Annotated in this window: 21 protein-coding genes; 6 read left to right on the top strand and 15 right to left on the bottom strand. The window is 64.3% G+C overall.

Going from position 1 to position 15878, the window contains the following annotated elements; all coding sequences use genetic code 11:
* Positions 1–269: 269 nt before the first annotated feature.
* A complete protein-coding gene (gene ggt / locus AB7008_RS42170) occupies positions 270–1976 on the top strand; it encodes a gamma-glutamyltransferase (RefSeq protein ID WP_441260761.1) in 1707 nt (568 codons plus the stop codon).
* Positions 1977–2190: 214 nt separating this feature from the next.
* On the opposite strand, the gene AB7008_RS42175 is transcribed toward ggt, so the two are convergent.
* The 10 genes from AB7008_RS42175 to AB7008_RS42220 all read right to left on the bottom strand — a co-directional run bounded on the left by AB7008_RS42175 (position 2191) and on the right by AB7008_RS42220 (position 7463).
* On the bottom strand, positions 2191–2901 hold the full coding sequence (locus tag AB7008_RS42175) for an SDR family NAD(P)-dependent oxidoreductase (RefSeq protein WP_441260762.1): 711 nt from the start codon (positions 2899–2901) through the stop codon (positions 2191–2193).
* A 25-nt stretch (positions 2902–2926) separates the two neighbouring features.
* Positions 2927–3694 (bottom strand): serine O-acetyltransferase, encoded by a 768-nt coding sequence (locus AB7008_RS42180; RefSeq protein WP_248879904.1) that lies wholly within the window; start codon positions 3692–3694, stop codon positions 2927–2929.
* A gap of 63 nt (positions 3695–3757) precedes the next feature.
* The gene (locus tag AB7008_RS42185) at positions 3758–3895 is read right to left on the bottom strand and encodes a hypothetical protein (protein ID WP_196236625.1); all 138 of its coding nucleotides are present in this window, start codon (positions 3893–3895) and stop codon (positions 3758–3760) included.
* Entirely contained in the window at positions 3892–4149 is a 258-nt protein-coding gene (locus AB7008_RS42190) for a hypothetical protein (RefSeq protein WP_028161083.1), read from the bottom strand. The genes AB7008_RS42185 and AB7008_RS42190 overlap by 4 nt, the downstream gene beginning before the upstream one ends.
* A 67-nt stretch (positions 4150–4216) precedes the next feature.
* Entirely contained in the window at positions 4217–4384 is a 168-nt protein-coding gene (locus AB7008_RS42195) for a hypothetical protein (RefSeq protein WP_304491387.1), read from the bottom strand.
* Between the two features lie 197 nt (positions 4385–4581).
* Entirely contained in the window at positions 4582–5067 is a 486-nt protein-coding gene (locus AB7008_RS42200; RefSeq protein ID WP_014492397.1) for a DUF2852 domain-containing protein, read from the bottom strand.
* Positions 5068–5187: 120 nt separating this feature from the next.
* On the bottom strand, positions 5188–5928 hold the full coding sequence (locus tag AB7008_RS42205) for a TetR/AcrR family transcriptional regulator (RefSeq protein WP_014492396.1): 741 nt from the start codon (positions 5926–5928) through the stop codon (positions 5188–5190).
* A gap of 170 nt (positions 5929–6098) precedes the next feature.
* Positions 6099–6461, bottom strand: coding sequence for a hypothetical protein (locus AB7008_RS42210; protein WP_441260763.1), 363 nt, complete (start codon positions 6459–6461; stop codon positions 6099–6101).
* Between the two features lie 66 nt (positions 6462–6527).
* Positions 6528–6932 (bottom strand): YciI family protein, encoded by a 405-nt coding sequence (locus AB7008_RS42215; protein WP_028152208.1) that lies wholly within the window; start codon positions 6930–6932, stop codon positions 6528–6530.
* Positions 6933–7097: 165 nt separating this feature from the next.
* The gene (locus AB7008_RS42220) at positions 7098–7463 is read right to left on the bottom strand and encodes a nuclear transport factor 2 family protein (protein ID WP_441260764.1); all 366 of its coding nucleotides are present in this window, start codon (positions 7461–7463) and stop codon (positions 7098–7100) included.
* A gap of 309 nt (positions 7464–7772) precedes the next feature.
* Here AB7008_RS42220 and AB7008_RS42225 point away from each other — a divergent pair, with 309 nt between their 5' ends.
* Entirely contained in the window at positions 7773–9440 is a 1668-nt protein-coding gene (locus AB7008_RS42225) for a methyl-accepting chemotaxis protein (protein ID WP_441260765.1), read from the top strand.
* 93 nt (positions 9441–9533) lie between these two features.
* On the opposite strand, the gene AB7008_RS42230 is transcribed toward AB7008_RS42225, so the two are convergent.
* On the bottom strand, positions 9534–9911 hold the full coding sequence (locus tag AB7008_RS42230; protein ID WP_304491390.1) for a cupin domain-containing protein: 378 nt from the start codon (positions 9909–9911) through the stop codon (positions 9534–9536).
* A gap of 89 nt (positions 9912–10000) precedes the next feature.
* On the opposite strand from AB7008_RS42230, the gene AB7008_RS42235 reads away from it, so the two are divergent.
* From AB7008_RS42235 to AB7008_RS42250, 4 genes are all read left to right on the top strand, one after another.
* Positions 10001–10789, top strand: a complete 789-nt coding sequence (locus AB7008_RS42235) for an SDR family NAD(P)-dependent oxidoreductase (protein WP_014492391.1) — start codon at positions 10001–10003, stop codon at positions 10787–10789.
* A 131-nt stretch (positions 10790–10920) separates the two neighbouring features.
* Positions 10921–11349, top strand: coding sequence for a hypothetical protein (locus AB7008_RS42240; protein ID WP_439711327.1), 429 nt, complete (start codon positions 10921–10923; stop codon positions 11347–11349).
* 288 nt (positions 11350–11637) lie between these two features.
* Entirely contained in the window at positions 11638–11982 is a 345-nt protein-coding gene (locus tag AB7008_RS42245) for a hypothetical protein (protein ID WP_441260766.1), read from the top strand.
* 426 nt (positions 11983–12408) lie between these two features.
* Positions 12409–12771 carry a hypothetical protein gene (locus AB7008_RS42250; RefSeq protein ID WP_304491393.1) on the top strand — a complete coding sequence of 121 codons (363 nt, stop codon included), beginning with the start codon at positions 12409–12411 and terminating at the stop codon, positions 12769–12771.
* A gap of 106 nt (positions 12772–12877) precedes the next feature.
* Here AB7008_RS42250 and AB7008_RS42255 read toward each other — a convergent pair whose 3' ends face one another.
* The 4 genes from AB7008_RS42255 to AB7008_RS42270 all read right to left on the bottom strand — a co-directional run bounded on the left by AB7008_RS42255 (position 12878) and on the right by AB7008_RS42270 (position 15744).
* Complete coding sequence (locus AB7008_RS42255) at positions 12878–13291, bottom strand: VOC family protein (RefSeq protein ID WP_028161093.1); 414 nt, start codon at positions 13289–13291, stop codon at positions 12878–12880.
* Positions 13292–13400: 109 nt separating this feature from the next.
* Positions 13401–13937 carry an SRPBCC family protein gene (locus AB7008_RS42260; RefSeq protein WP_028161094.1) on the bottom strand — a complete coding sequence of 179 codons (537 nt, stop codon included), beginning with the start codon at positions 13935–13937 and terminating at the stop codon, positions 13401–13403.
* Between the two features lie 140 nt (positions 13938–14077).
* Positions 14078–15379: an RNA polymerase sigma factor gene (locus tag AB7008_RS42265; RefSeq protein ID WP_304491394.1), complete on the bottom strand. Its 1302-nt coding sequence runs from the start codon at positions 15377–15379 to the stop codon at positions 14078–14080.
* Positions 15376–15744, bottom strand: a complete 369-nt coding sequence (locus AB7008_RS42270) for a YciI family protein (RefSeq protein WP_028161096.1) — start codon at positions 15742–15744, stop codon at positions 15376–15378. The genes AB7008_RS42265 and AB7008_RS42270 overlap by 4 nt, the downstream gene beginning before the upstream one ends.
* Positions 15745–15878 lie beyond the last annotated feature (134 nt).

Raw genomic sequence — 15878 nt, forward strand, 5'->3', positions numbered from 1 at the left:
ATTCCCTCCTCGGCCAAGAAATCGGAACGCGCTCAACGAAGACCGTTTCTTGGCCCCCCCCCTCTCCCCCGCCCTCCCCCGCAAGGCGGGAGGGAGCGCGGAGTGCATCTTGGCGCGCATCCGACGTCTGACATCGTTCATTCGATCACTGGTCGATTTGCCCGCCAGATTCCGCCTGATAGGCTGCTCGCATCAACCAACAAGGGCCGGGACAGCCGGCCTCGCCAAGGGAGCAAGCTGTGCAAAATGCGGGAACACACCTGCGGTGGATGGCCGCCGCGATCGTATCGGTCAGCCTCGTCACGTTCATCCCCGCGCGCGCGGCGTCGGTCGCGCCGGTCGCCGCGCAAAATGGCATGGTGGTGTCCGCGCAGCATCTGGCGACCCAGGTCGGTGTCGATGTGCTGAAGCGCGGCGGCAATGCCGTCGATGCCGCTGTGGCCGTCGGCTATGCCCTGGCCGTCGTCTATCCGGCCGCCGGCAATCTCGGTGGTGGCGGCTTCATGACGATCCAGCTCGCCGACGGCCGCAAGACCTTCCTCGATTTCCGCGAGACCGCGCCCAAGAGCGCGACGGCGAACATGTATCTCGACAAGGATGGCAACGTCATCAAGGGCATCTCGACCAAGGGGCATCTGGCTGTGGGTGTGCCAGGCTCCGTCTCGGGCATGGAATATGCGCGCGAGAAATACGGCACCATGAAGCGCGCCGACCTGCTAGCTCCCGCGATCCAGCTCGCCGAACAGGGATTTGTGCTCGACCAGGGCGACATCGACCTGCTGCGCACGGCGACCGACGATTTCAAGGACGATCCGGCATCGAGCGCCATCTTCCTCAACAACGGCCAGCCGTTCGGCGTGGGCGATCGACTGCAGCAATCCGAACTGGCGAAAACCCTGCGCGAGATCAGCAGCAAGGGCACCGACGGCTTCTACAAGGGCTGGGTCGGCAGCGCGATCGTGGCATCGAGCCAGGCCGGCAAGGGCCTGCTGACGCAGGACGACCTCGACGGCTACAAGACGCGCGAGCTCGCACCCGTCGAATGCGACTATCGCGGCTATCACGTGATTTCCGCGCCGCCACCGAGCTCGGGCGGCGTCGTCATCTGCGAGATCCTGAATATCCTGGAGGGCTATCCTCTGAAGGAGCTGGGCTACCATTCCGCGCAGGCCGTTCACGTGCAGATCGAGGCCATGCGGCATGCTTACGTGGACCGCAACAGCTATCTCGGCGATCCGGATTTCGTGAAGAATCCGCTCGACCGCCTGCTCGACAAGAATTACGCGACCAAGATCCGCGCCGTGATCGATCCGAACAAGGCCGCGGTCTCCAAGGACATCAAGCCGGGCGTCGCGCCGCACGAGGGCAGCAACACCACGCACTATTCAATCGCGGACAAGGACGGCAACGCGGTATCGGTGACGTACACGCTGAACGATTGGTTCGGAGCCAAGGTGACGGCGGCCAAGACCGGCGTGCTGCTGAACGACGAAATGGACGACTTCACGGCCAAGGTCGGGGTGCCGAACCTGTATGGCCTGGTGCAGGGCGAGGCCAACGCGATTGCTCCCGGCAAGCGTCCGCTGTCCTCGATGAGCCCGACCATCGTCACCAAGGACGGCAAGACGGTCATGGTGGTGGGCACGCCCGGCGGCAGTCGCATCATCACGGCCGTGTTGCAGACCATGATCAATGCGATCGACTACGGCATGAACGCGCAGGAAGCCGTCGACATGCCGCGCATCCACCAGCAATGGCTGCCTGATATGACCAACGTCGAGAACTATGCGCTGTCACCGGACACGCGCAAGATCCTGGAAGGCATGGGCCACAAATTCGGACCGCCGCAGCCGGCCAACCATCTCGCGGTCATCATCGTCGGCGCGCCGTCGCTGAACGGCGAGCAAGTCGGCAACAACCGTTATTACGGTGCGAACGATCCACGGCGAAACAGTGGGCTGGCGGCAGGGTATTGATCTACACCACCCTTACGACTGTCATACCCCGCAACCCGGCTACGCCAAGGCTTTGCCGGGGCTGCGGTCCAGGGGCGCCGAAGCTTTAGCGTAGGCGGCAAGCGGGGTATCCAGGACGCTGCGGCTCCTCCGCATCTCAATGTTGTCTCTGGAATACTGGATTGCCCGCCTTCGCGGGCAATGACGGCGGTAGAAATGGTCGAGGGCCGCCCCTCTACCACTTCTCCTTCGAGGTCCGCACGTCGAGCTCGAACGACCAGGCGCGCTCGGGCTGGCGATAGAGGAAGGCGAAGGCATCGACGATGCCATCGATGTCGATCAGGCTGTCCTCGCGGCCGGCCGCATCCGGGAACCGTGAAAAGATCTTGTCGCCGGCGATCGCGCCGTCGACCACGACATGGCCGACATGGATGCCGTCGCTCGAATATTCCTTGGCCATCGCCTGCGCCAGCGTACGCAAGCCGGCCTTGGACGAGTTGAAGGCGCCGTAGCCGGAGCGTCCGCGCAGCGAGGCGCTGGCGCCGGTGAACAGCAGCGTACCGGTCTTCTTCGGCACCATCCGCCGCACCGCCTCGCGGCCGAACAGGAAGCCGCCGAAGCAGACCACGCGCCAGGCATTCTCGAAATAGTCGGCGTCCATCTCGATGATCTTGCCGGGCGTGTTGTTGCCGGCGTTGTAGATCGCGAGGTCGAGGTCGTCGCCGGCGGCATCGAACAACGCGACGATGTCCCCCTCCCTGGTCGCATCGGCAACGAAGGGCACGGCTGCGCCGCCCGCCTTCGTGATGTCGTCGACAACGGCCTGCAAGGCAGACAGCGTCCGGCCCGCGACGATCACCTTGAGTCCATCGGCCGCAAGACGCTTGCAAAGCCGGGCCCCGAGCCCGCGGTCCGGACCAACGCCGATCACGATTGCCGTCTTCATTGCCATTCTCCAAAGATTGATAGGGTCAGGCCGCCGAGGCGGGCTTGGGGCAATTGGTCAATCGCGCGGGATTGCCGATCGCGGTGCAGCCGGCGGGCACGTCACCGGTCACAACAGTGCCGGCGCCGATCTTTGCGAAATCGCCGATATTGATGTCACCGAGAATGGTCGCGCCGCCGCCGATGTAGACGCCGCGGCCGATGCGCGGCGAGCGCGTCGGCAATTCACCGCGACGGCCGATGCTGACGTTCTGGAGGATGGTGACCTCGTCGCCGATCACCACATTCGCACCAATCACGATGCCGGTGGCGTGGTCGAGATAGACCGACGATCCAATGGATGCGGCCGGATGAATGCTGACCTGCAGCAGGTTGGACGCCTCGTTCTGAAACAGGAGCGCCGCGTCGCGATGGTCATGACGCCAGAGCCAGTTCGAGACGCGCCAGGCTTGCAGCGCGACATAACCTTTGTAGTGCAGCAGCGGCGGCAGCAGGTCGGCGATGGCGGGATCGCTCCGTGCGATGGCCTGCAAATCCCGGCTGGCGGTTTCGATCAGGTCTGGCTCGCCTTGAAAGGCGTCGCGGGAATAGGACGTGAAGCGCGTGCGCCCGGTGGGGCCGCTGCCGAGCCGCTGCCCGATCAAATCGGCCAAGGCGGCGGCAAAATCATCATGAGCGAGAATGGCAGTCGCAAGGGCCTTGCCGAACACGGGGTCGGCGTCAGCCGCGCGCTGCGCCTCGCTGCGGACCTGTTGCCAGAGGCCGTCGCTCGCCGTGATCGCAGCTTCCGCCATTGTCGCCTCCGGTCCGCCCACTCTTGTGAAGGCGAATATAGGCGGTCCGGGTCGGGGCGCCAGTCACGCCGCCGGGACGCGCTTGCTTTCGCCCCCAGGACCAGGCCGGACCCGCTTGCGCAGGCTGAGCGCGTAGAGCCAGCCGCCCGCCGCAATAAGCACCGGCAGGACGAAGAGCGCGACATCGCGGAGGAGGATCATGGGGTGATACTCCCCTTTGCAAAAGAGACCGCGCGGCTGAGTGCGAACGAGGCGAACCAATAGAGATAAAGGCTGAGAAAGAACCGCCAGGATTCGCCGAGTTGCCACTGCGGATAGAGCTGGACTTCGGTCGGCCATCCATTGAGGAACGCGATCGCCACCGGCACGGTGTTTCCGAACCGGTCGAACAGCGCCGAGGCGCGCTCGAGGAGCGCGATGCGCTGGCTGATTCCTTTGCGTTCGGCGTTGGTCATGGTCGTACCCGTCAGCGCGCGGGAGGTGCGCCGTCAGGGCTTGGTCGGGCCCGGCGCGGATCGGGTTCTACCGGTCCTGCACATGTACGTGATCAACGCCGCAGAACGCGCGCCCGCCGGCGCAGAGGCGAAAATGACAGTCGGGATCGTGCGCACAGCTGCCATAGACCAAGCCGATGTAGCCCAACACCGCCAAGGCGGTCACGCCAAGCAGCAGGCGGGTATAGAGGTCCATGATGCGCGTCGTCCAGACAAGAGCTGCGCGGCGGATCGAGGTGGCACGCAAGTCTTGGTGTCGGATCGTCGGTGGTTGGTTCGGGTCCCCAAAAACCAAACCGCCCGCCTGCGGGTTGCGCAGGCGGGCGGCTCGGGGCCATCAGGACTTTGGGGGCATGCGCCTGAAGGCTTTGAGAGGCAGACCCCGGATTTAGATCAGCCCTGCGGCTGGTCGGTCGGCGGCGGGGTCGGGCGCGTCTTGTGCTGCGCCATGAACTGGTCGAACTCTTCCTTGTCCTTGGCGTGACGCAGACGGTCGAGGAAATTCCTGAACTCGACCTGCTCTTCCTCGAGCCGGCGCAGCGTTTCAGAGCGGTACTCGTCGAAGGCGCGGTTGCCGGAGGTCGGCGGGCCGAAGCCAAAGCCGAAGCCGCGACGCTCCATCCGATCACGCATGCGGTCCATCTTGTACTGCATCCGCTCCATCTTGTTCTGCCAGCGATCCTGGTTGCTCCAGCACGACATTCTTCTGCTCCCGAGTGTGAAAAAGAGAAGGGCAAGTCCGATCGGCCACCAGATGATGAAGCCGAGGATGGTCACGGCGATCCAGCCGGGATGCCAGGGCGTGTCCAGCATGCGGGGGCGCTCGTAGTGTTGGTCCGAAGGGCCGCGCCAGCGATTGACATCAGCGGTGTAGGCCATTTCCCTCTCCATGACGGCACCAGCGCCGTTGTGAATGTAAATAACATTTACATAGCTAGACCATCCCGCGATTTTGTCAAGCCGGCCGCCTGACAGGGTCGCCGAATTATTTGCGCAATTTTATTTCGGCCTGCCCCAGGGGCCGCCGGGCGGCAGGCCAGAACCGGAGGATGCCTCCGGTGGTACCGGCGGCGGCTCGGCGCTTCGTGCCGGCGGACGGCGGTCGGTCGGGAAGCCGAGGCCGCGCAGATAGATCAGCACCTCGGCTTCGAGCAGGTCATCCGGCGACATCGGCAGTTTTCGCCGCGCGGCGTCGCCGCGTGAGAACAGCGACGCGACGCCGTGGGCCATCGACCAGATGTGCAGCGCCATCATCATGGCCGGTGGCCGCGGCGTGCCGGGCGGCGCCAGCGCCGCAAGCCGCTCGGCGGCTGCGCGAATGATGTTGAAGGCGCGCTCACTGGCGGCCTGCAGGGCCGGATTTGAATCGACCGGCACGCCTGATTCGAACATCGCGTTGTAGAAGGCGGGCTCCTCGCGGGCAAAGGCGAGATAGGCCTTGCCGACGCGCTCGAACGCCGTGACCGTATCCGGGCGCCCGTCGTCCCACGCCGCGGTCAGGCGCTGCTCGAACTGCTCGAAGCCGCGCTGCGCGATCGAGGACAGCAGCTCCTCGCGGTCGCGGAAATGCCGGTAAGGCGCCGCCGCGCTGACGCCGGCCATGCGCGCGGCATCGGCAAAGGTGAAGCCGGCCGCGCCCTTCTCGGCGATCAGCCCGAGGGCAGCCTGCAACAGGGCTTCCTTCAGATTGCCGTGGTGATAGCCGCGCTCGGTGCGGCCCTGGTCCTTACGCCAGCTCATGTGAACAGCTTTTACATGAGCCGGGCGTGAAGTCACTAGCGCAGGCCGGATTTGATTAACCGGCCATCTCGTCATTCCGGGGCGGCTCGACCCGGGGCTGTTCGACGAGCCGAACCCGGAATCTCGAGATTTCCGGGTTCGCGCCTGCGCGCGCCCCGAAATGACACGGCCTAGCCGCCGGGAATCGGCAGCACCGGCATGATCTCGACGCGTTCGCCGGGGAAGATCGCGAAGTGCGGGTGGTTCTCGAACATCTTGGCTGCGGCCTCATGGGACGCGGCGCGGACGACTGTGAAGGCGCCCATCTCGTTGGCGATGTCGGCGACGCCCTTGCTGTCGACCTTCTTGGTCTTGCCGAGAGGGCCGCCCATGGCCTGGATCGCGCCCTGGTGCTTCTCGACCCAGCCTTTCCAGGCCGCCATGCCCTGCTGCTCCTTCGCCTTCCGCTCGGTCTCGGACATCGCGTTCCATGCGGCCCATTGCGGGCTGCTCTTGCTGCCGAGGAAAACGGCGAGATAGGTATCGGTGCTCATTGGTTCTCTCCTTTGTTGATGGATGATGGATCGACGAAGCCGCGAATTGATCCGCGGCCGTCTCGGCTACGTCTTCAGATCGTCGAAGCCGGCGGCGGCTGCCTGCACCTCCGGCGGAAAGTCGGCCATCTCCTGCACCTGCCGGATCTCGATGACTTCATTGGCGGAGGCCGGGCACTTCTTCGCCCAGGCGATCGCCTCCTCGCGCGAGGCAACCTCGATCATCCAGTAGCCGCCCAGGACCTCCTTGGCTTCGGCGAAGGGGCCGTCGGTCACGATGGGCTCGCCGGTCGCGAACGAGACGCGCGCGCCCATCGACGGCGGGTGAAGGCCGTCGAGCGTGATCAGCACGCCGGCATCCTTCAGCGCCTCGTTGTAGCGCATCATCGCGGCGACGCGTTCGGGATCGAGTTGCACGTCCGGCGGCGCGGTCTCGTAGCCGAGCGGGATCATCAGCATCATGAATCGCATGAGCAGTCCTTGTTTGCTTTGTCGTTTCGGGTTTGCGCGGCGCTGCGCCACCCCGGAAGGACGGGAGCGGCGGCCCGGGCCGCCCGCCCTCACCTCTAAGACGAACCAATCTTTACGGAACCGACAGGGTGATGAAAATTATTCCGGAGGTCATTGCGCCGGCCGCTAGCGCGGCTGTGGCAGGAAACGCCCATCCTTCCGGGCAGCGCCGAAATAGACGTCGATGCGGCGGACCTTGCCACCGGCAAAGGTGAAGAACTCCGTGTTGCGAAAGCTCCTGCCATCTGTCGCCAGACAGAGATAGGTGACGAAGGCCTCGTCGCCCCGGACGAAAATCCGCTCGATGTCGTGTCGCGCGATCCAGCCGCTGTCCCGCCAGCAGCGCTCGAAATAGGCCGCCTTGTCGAGGTCGTCGTCGAACGGACTGGTGAAGCGGAAATCGTCGACCAATGCGTCGGCGACCCGTTGCCGGTCGTTGCCGAGATAGGCTGCGAAGAGGTCTCGAATCAGGCGCTCGCGGTCGTCGGGCATTGATGGTCTCCGCAGAGAAAATCCTCTCGAAGACGATGCACGAACGCGTGCCCCGACATTGCTCGCCGAATTTCAACAAGGACGATGGGAAAAATATCGCAAGGCGGGTCCGTACGATTACGGACCGACTATGTCCACCGCCGTGCATATAGGACGAGAATCTTTGCGCACAGAACAACATGGCCAGCGCCGGAGGCCGCGCAGCTGGCTGCAAGGGTTTACAGTTGATCAACGCGTGCATGCAACTTTTTCGGGAAGGCCCATTGCAGCTCGGCCGACGCATAGTTGAACCATTCCGGGGACCTTCAAGTGTTCAATTTCAACAGCAAGGCCAGGATCCAGCACGCGCTCGCGGAGGTCGACGCCCTTGATCGCTCGCAGGCCGTCATCGAGTTCGATCTCGATGGCACCATCCTCGATGCCAACGAGAACCTTCTGAAAATGAGCGGCTATTCGCTCGCCGAGATCAAGGGCAAGCATCACAGCATTTTCGTCACCCCGACTGAGCGCGAGAGCGCCCGCTACCGCGACTTCTGGGCCAGCCTGAACCGCGGCGAATTCCAGACCACGCAATACAAGCGCTTCGGCAAGAACGGCAAGGAAGTCTGGGTTCATGCCTCCTACGCCCCGCTGCTGGACAAGAACGGCAAGGTGGTCAGCTTCATCAAGTTCGCCACCGACATCACGGCGTACAAGATCAAGACCATGGAAGACTCCGGCAAGATCGCCGCGATCAACCGCGCGCAGGCCGTGATCGAGTTCAACATGGACGGCACCATCGTCACCGCCAACGAGAACTTCCTGGGCGCGATGGGCTATTCGCTCGACGAGATCAAGGGCAAGCATCACAGCATGTTCGTGACGCCCGAGGACCGCGCGAGCTCGGCCTATGCCGCGTTCTGGGCCAGGCTGAACCGCGGCGAGTTCGAGGCGGCCGAGTACAAGCGGCTCGGCAAGGGCGGCAAGGAGATCTGGATTCTCGCGACCTACAACCCGATCCTCGACGAGACCGGCAAGCCGTTCAAGGTGGTGAAGTTCGCGACCGACATCACCGCGCAGAAGATGAAGGCCGCCGACAGTGATGGCCAGCTCGCCGCGATCCAGAAGTCGCAGGCGGTGATCGAGTTCAACATGGATGGCACGATCCGCACCGCCAACGAGAATTTTCTCAAGGCGGTGGGCTATTCGCTGGCCGAGATCAAGGGCCAGCACCATTCCATGTTCGTCGAGCCGAACGAGAAGAATTCGGCGGCCTACCGCCAGTTCTGGGAGACGCTCAACCGCGGCGAATACCAGGCCGCCGAATACAAGCGGATCGCCAAGGGCGGCCGCGAGATCTGGATCCAGGCGTCCTACAATCCGATTCTGGACCTCAACGGAAAACCCTACAAGGTGGTGAAATACGCCACCGACATCACCGCGCAGGCGATCGGCCGCAAGAAGGCCGACAACGCGCGCGGGCTGATCGAGGCGGTCGCGGCCGGCAGCGAGCAGATGAGCGCCTCGATCCGCGAGATCTCCGAGACCATGGCGAAATCGCGCGAGACCTCCAAGGTCGCGACCACCAGGGTCGAGTCTGCGGACGGTCAGGCTCAGAAGTTGACTGCGGCGGCCCAGGCCATGAGCGGCATCGTCGAGATGATTTCGGGCATCACCAGTCAGATCAACCTGCTTGCGCTCAACGCCACGATCGAATCGGCGCGGGCGGGCGAAGCGGGTCGCGGCTTTGCCGTGGTCGCCTCCGAGGTGAAGAACCTCGCCAGCCAGGCCAAGCAGGCCACCGACACGATTACCTCGGAAATCGACGCGCTCAACACCATCTCGGGCGACGTTGCGAGCTCGCTCACCGCGATCAAGGCCGCGATCGCCGGCGTCAACGAGTTCATCGCCTCCACCGCGGCCGCGGTCGAGGAGCAGAGCATCGTGACCTCCGACATGTCGTCGAACATGCAGCGCGCGTCGGCGGAGCTGGCGTAAGCTCTCGCTTTAGCACTATCCCCGTCGCCCGTTGAGGGCCGCTGAAGAAGCGGCCACCCTGGGGTGACGGTGAGAGAGACCGGCGCCCTTGCCCTACCGCTCCCAGCGTCGCGTCGCTTCACTCGCCCCGTCCGGCAGCATCTCGAAGACCGGCGAGGCCAACACCGCATGGACATGCAGCATGGTCGCTCCCGAATTGCGAAAGCCGTGCTTGCGGCCGGCGGGAACCAGCAGCGCCTGTCCGGCCGCCACCGTGATACGCTCGGCTTCGATCCACATCTCCGCCTCGCCCGCCCGCACGGTGAGCACCTCCTCGACCGTGTGGCTGTGCGTCGGCGCGCCGGCGCCGGGATCGACCCATTGCTCGAAGATGCAGAGCGCGGTCGCGCAATTGCGCGCGGATGTCACCATGCGGGTCTTCACACCTGGCCGCCATTCCTCGAGCGGGATCGTGCTGGGATCGATGAGCATGGGCTGGAGCCCTTCTTGCCGGGACGAAAGCGAAGTAAAAGGAGCCGGCGCTCGTGCGCGCCCCTTTCGAACACAGGACAGATTAGCAAATGCCGCAGGCCCCACAAAACGTCGCCCTCGTCACCGGAGCCGCGCGAGGCATCGGGCTGGCGACGGCCAAGAAATTCCTGGCCGAAGGGTGGCGCGTGGCGCTGCTCGATATCGAGGGGGAGCTGCAGGCTGGCGCGGCGGCGGCGCTGAAGAATCCCGATAATACGCTGGCAATCACCTGCGACGTGTCCGACGCAGCCGCCGTGGGAGCTGCAACGGCGGCGGTCATGAGCCGCTTCGGTCGGCTCGATGCGCTCGTCAACAACGCCGGCGTCGCCGTGTTCGCGCCTGTGCTGGAGACCAGCGACGCCGACTGGAACAGGATCATGGCGGTCAATCTCACCGGCCCGTTCCTGTGCACCAAGGCGGCCGCACCGCTGATGCGCGAGCAAGGCGGCGGCGCCATCGTCAACGTCACCTCGATCTCGGCGGTGCGCGCCTCGACGCTGCGTTCGGCCTATGGCACCAGCAAGGCGGGCCTTGCGCACCTGACCAAGCAGCTCGCGGTCGAGCTCGCCTCGCTCAACATCCGCGTCAACGCGGTCGCGCCGGGGCCGGTCGACACCGCGATGGCGAAGCAGGTGCACAGCAGGGAGATCCGCGCCGATTATCACGACGCCATCCCGCTCAACCGCTACGGCCTGGAGGAGGAACTCGCCGAAGCGATCTATTTCCTGTGCTCGGAACGATCGAGCTACATCACCGGCCAAATTTTGGCCGTCGATGGCGGCTTCGATGCGGCTGGCATCGGCCTGCCGACGCTGCGCGGCGAACGGCGAAACGGGTAGGCGCAGGATTTGTAGGGTGGGCAAAGGCGCGAAGCGCCGTACCCACCTTCCCTCCAGATTTGCGATGCCATTGGTGGGCTACGCTTTGCCCACCCTGCGGGATCGAGCTTGTGGAGTGCTCCATGCGACGCATGTTCTTTGTTGGTGCCTGGATGCTCGCATCCGCGCTCTTTACCGCCACCCCCGCCATGGCCGAAATCCGCATCATCCAGTCGCCGGGCGGAGAGGTCGGGCCGTTCCTCGACCTGTTCGAGCAGGTGCGCGAGAGCGGCGAGCGCGTGGTGATCGACGGTCCGTGCCTGTCCGCCTGCACGCTGGTGCTGAGCATCGTGCCGGGCGAGCGCATCTGCGTCACCAAACGCGCGATACTCGGCTTCCACGCGGCGCGTTCGGTCGATCGGCGTGGGCGTTTTTATGCCGAGCCCGAAGCCTCCGACGCGGTGCTGCAGGCCTATCCCGGCCCGGTGCGCAACTGGATCAGCCGGCACGGTGGCCTCTCGTCCAGATTGCTTTTGCTGAAGGGCCGCGACCTTGCGGCGATCTATCCACGCTGCCGCTGAGCAACAGGCGGCGGCCAGCGATGTGACCGGGCTGTATCCGCCGCTGTCCGGCGATTAGGCAGTTTTGCAAAATCTCGACGATCCGGACACGTAATCCGCTCAACCGCTTGGCAATGCCTGCCCAATTTACGCGGTTCCCGGCTTTTTCCGGCCGTCTATGATGGTCCCGTCCGGATTGAGGCCGCTCGGGTCACGATGGCTGCAGGGCCGTCATAATCGCAGCAATGGTCACAGACTAGGATGGTTCCGCTTTTTCAAGATTGCTCATTTTCAAACCGGTCGCAGGCTGTGCAGCCCCTCGATTTTCACTACCGCCTGTCGGACCAGGGACGCATTGTCCTTGGCCAGTTGAGCTCCCAGGAAACCGTCGAATTCGAATTGCTGTCGCGGCGCCACCGCGAGGGTCTGATGGACCTGCCGTCCGAGCTGCGGCTGCTCGAGCTCTATGTGAAATATATCGGCTCGCGCGCAGAGGCTGCGCTCGCGCCGACGGCGCCCGCATGGCGGGTGAGCGAACCACTGCAGCGGCAGAGACCGCCGCGCGCGCGAACGGTACGGCCGCGCAACTACATCCTCTCGATGATCGTGATCGCGAGCGTCAGCTTCACGCTCATCGCGTTGCTGGTGGGCTAGCAGGCACGCGCGATGGCGAAATTGCGCCGGTCACGCATTTCGTCGGGCCTAGTAGAGCCTCTGGATGGTCTGCGCCAATTCCAAGGTCGCGCAGATGAGCATGCCCCAAAGTGCAAAATTGATTTGTAGCGCCGCTGCCATCGGTCGCTCCCCTTCTAAGTTGCGCCCACCCCGTTTGTAAAATTTATGAAGAAATTATTAGCGATTCTATCGTGGAGTTCACAGCCTAATATTTCGCCAGTTGTTGTGCGATGCGATCCGCATCATTTCACGAAGCGGCCTCACTGCTCTCGCAATGTGATGCGAGAGCACGATTCCATATTGGGCCTGGCGGCCACGTCGTTTCCCTTAGGTTCCATTTAACCGGCGCGATGCAAGGCTCCGCACGCGGAGTTTGCGTGTTGCGTACCGCACCAAGGGTCCGGCATGCTCCGTCACGGCTTCGTCTTGCTCACTTTTTGCGCAGCGCTCCTCGGATGCGCGGCGGCGCCGGCGCAGGAGCGCCGACCGATCGCATGGGACGGCCTCGGCCGGGATCCGAACCAGGCCCATCACCGTCCCTCTGTCACAAAGCGGAGCGCAGCGAACCCGGCGCCTGCGCAGGACAATCCCAATCAGGAGCGGGAAAGAGTGCTCGGCACCTTGCGCCCGTTCTCCGAGGCGTGGTGGGTGGTCCATGACGAAATCGAGGCGGAGAACGACAGGCGGCTTGGCACGAAACTCGTGATCTGCCCTCGCTGCGTTGAATCGCCCCCGCCAAGCGATGACGCGCCCGGATCGCTCCGGTGAGCGAGCGCGCGGCGATCAGCCGTGTGACATGACGACAGCATGAGTCGCCCCCTCCCGTAACAACGGGAGAGGGATCGCGGCTTGGCGTGTCAGGCCGACGCGCCTGTCACATGCCCTCGGCCGGGCAGTTCACCATCCAGGGAATGCCGAACTTGTCGACGCACATGCCAAAGCCCTTGGCCCAGAACGTCTTGCTGAAGGGCATAGTGACGGTGCCGCCGTCGGCGAGCGCGTTGAACTTGCGCTCGCCATCCGCGGGGTCCGTGACCGTGAGCGAGACCGAAAAGCCCTGGGCTTTCTGAAAATGCTCGGGTGGCGCGTCGGAGGCCATCAGCACACTGCCGTCGGGCAGCGACATCCGCGCATGCATGATCATCTTCTCGCGGCCGGGCGCGGCGGGCATGTCCGGCGGTGCTTCCGATGAGCGCATCATGGCGTCGATCTTGCCGCCCAGAACCTTGGCGTAGAAGTTGAACGCCGCTTCGCAGGTGTCCTGATAGAACAGATAGGCATTGATCATCGTTTCTCTCCTCTTCTCTTAGTTTTCTTGGCGATTCCCTGGCAGTTCCTTGCAGTTTCTTAACGGTCTCTTGGCAGCTCCTTAGCTGCGCCTTGGGCAGCAAGCCTGGTTACTTCTCGGTGAGCTTCTTCAGGCTGGCGAGGCCGGCCTCGAAGTCCTTGCCGATCATGTTGTCCATGTTGATGAACACCTGCATCACCTTGGACATGAACGGCGCCGGACCGTACATCGCCCATGTGACCAGTGTGGCATCGCCTTGCGGCACAAAGGTGAACTCGGCGGTGTTGTGGCCTTCGAACGGGCGCTCGAAATCGAGCTTGATGCGAAGCTTCGACGGCGTGCTCGCTTCGAGGATCTCCATATGCCCGGCGCCGACATTGTTGTTGCCGTCCCAGGCATAGGTCGCGCCCTTGCCTGACGTGGTTCTGCCGAAGGTCCGCTTCATGGCGGGGTCGCGATCCTCATAGGGCGACCAGCTCATCCAGAAATGGAAATCGGCAACGTGCGGATAAATCGCATCGGCCGGCGCCTTCACGGCGAGCGAGCGCTCGACACGGAACGTATCGGGTTTTGTCAATGCGAAGACGAGGACCGCGGCTATGCCGGCGGCGAGCACGACGGCGATGATGGCAATGGCTTTCAGCATGATTGGACTCCCTGGATATGGGATTAAGACGAAGGGGAACGGCGGGAGCCGACAATTCGGGAGGGAATTTTTCGGCACACTCCCACCGCCCGTCATGGCCGGGACAAGCCCGGGCATGACGATGTGGCTATAGGAGTGCCCTACTTCACCTTTGCGCCCTGCTTGGCGCTCCCTTTGCCGCCTTTCGGCTGGCTGTCCCGGATCAGGCGATCAATGTGCATGCGGATATGGGCGGCCTCGGCCGAAGTATTGGCGAGCGCGATGGCGCGGTCGAAGGCGATGCGGGCTTCGTCGTTACGGCCGAGCTGCATCAGGAAGGCACCACGCACGCCGTGGAAATGAAAGTAGTTGGCGAGTTTCGGCGCCAGCGGCTCGATCAGCTCGAGCGCCGCTTGCGGCCCGCGCACCTTGGAGACCGCAACCGCGCGGTTGAGCGTCACCACCGGCGACGGCTGCATCAGTTCGAGCGCGCCATAGAGCAGGTCGATCTGCGTCCAGTCGGTTTCCTCGGGCGTCGACGCGCGCGCATGCAGCGCGGCGATCGCGGCCTGGACCTGATAGGGGCCGCTGCGGCGATGGCGCATCGCCTTGTCGATCAGCGCCAGGCCTTCCGCGATCATGTTGCCGTTCCAAAGCGTACGATCCTGGTCGTCGAGCAGGATCACCGCGCCGTCCGCGGCAAAGCGCGCGGCGCTGCGCGCATGCTGCAACAGCAGCAGCGCCGCGAGCCCCATGATCTCCGGCTCGCTCTGGAACAGCCGCAGCAGCAACCGCGCCAGCCGGATCGCTTCCTCGCAGAGCGGCTTTCGGATCTCCGCCGTGTCGCCGCTGGCCGAATAGCCTTCGTTGAAGATCAGGTAGATCATTGCGGCAACGCCGGCGAGCCGCTCGGAGCGTTCGACCGCGCCGGGCGTTTCGAACGGCGCCCCGGCCTCGGCGACCTTCGCCTTGGCGCGGGTGATGCGCTGCTCCATCGCCGCTTCCGAGACCAGGAAGGCGCGCGCGATCTGCTTCACGGTGAGGCCGGAGACGATGCGCAGCGCCAGCGCGATCTGCTGGGTCGCCGGCAGCTGCGGATGGCAGCAGATGAACATCAGCCGCAGGATGTCGTCGCGGTAGTGCGAGCCGTCGAGCCGCTCGGCGAGCGCGCCCTCGGCGTCGTCGAGGTCGGAGATGGCCTGGTCATCCTCGGGCAGCGGCTGCTGCTTGCGGGCGCGGCGGACCTCGTCGATGGCGACGTTGCGGCCGACCATGATCAGCCAGGCCGCGGGATCGCGCGGCGGCCCGTTCTGCGGCCAGGTCTTGAGCGCGCGCAGGCAGGCGTTCTGGAAGGCCTCTTCGGCGGTGTCGAGATCGCGGAAATAGCGCAGCAGCGCGCCGACCGCCTGGGGTCGCGCCGAGGTCAGCGCGGTCTCGATCCAGGCGGTGTCGGTGTCACTCACGCCGAAATTCCTCCGGGCCTGAACACGCCCACAGGGCGCACCTCATAAGCTCCGCCGGGATTGGCCGCGCCGAGGTCGCGCGCCACGTCGAGCGCCTCGTCGAGATTCTTGCAATCCACGATGTAGAAGCCGAGCAATTGCTCCTTGGTCTCGGCATAGGGGCCGTCGAGCACCAGCGGCGGGTCTTCCTTGCGCAGCGTCGCCGCCGCGGTCGTCGGCAGCAGCCGCGCCACCGGACCCAGCCGGCCCTGCTGTGTGAGCTTGTCCTGCACCACGGCGAGCTTCTTCATCACGGCCTCGTCCTGCTCCTTGCTCCAGGAGCCGACGAAGTCCTCGTCGTGATAGCAGAGGATCGCATAAAGCATGGGCAGCACCTTCCTGAACGCTTGTTTTTAAGACGATCCAATATGCCCCGCCCCGACAGGACTGCGGAAAAAATTTGCGAGAAAAATCCGTCGGATCGTGCCAAGGAGGGTTTTCAAAGCGGAACCGACGAGGC

The organism is Bradyrhizobium sp. 521_C7_N1_3, assembly GCF_052075975.1.
GTDB lineage: Bacteria > Pseudomonadota > Alphaproteobacteria > Rhizobiales > Xanthobacteraceae > Bradyrhizobium > Bradyrhizobium japonicum.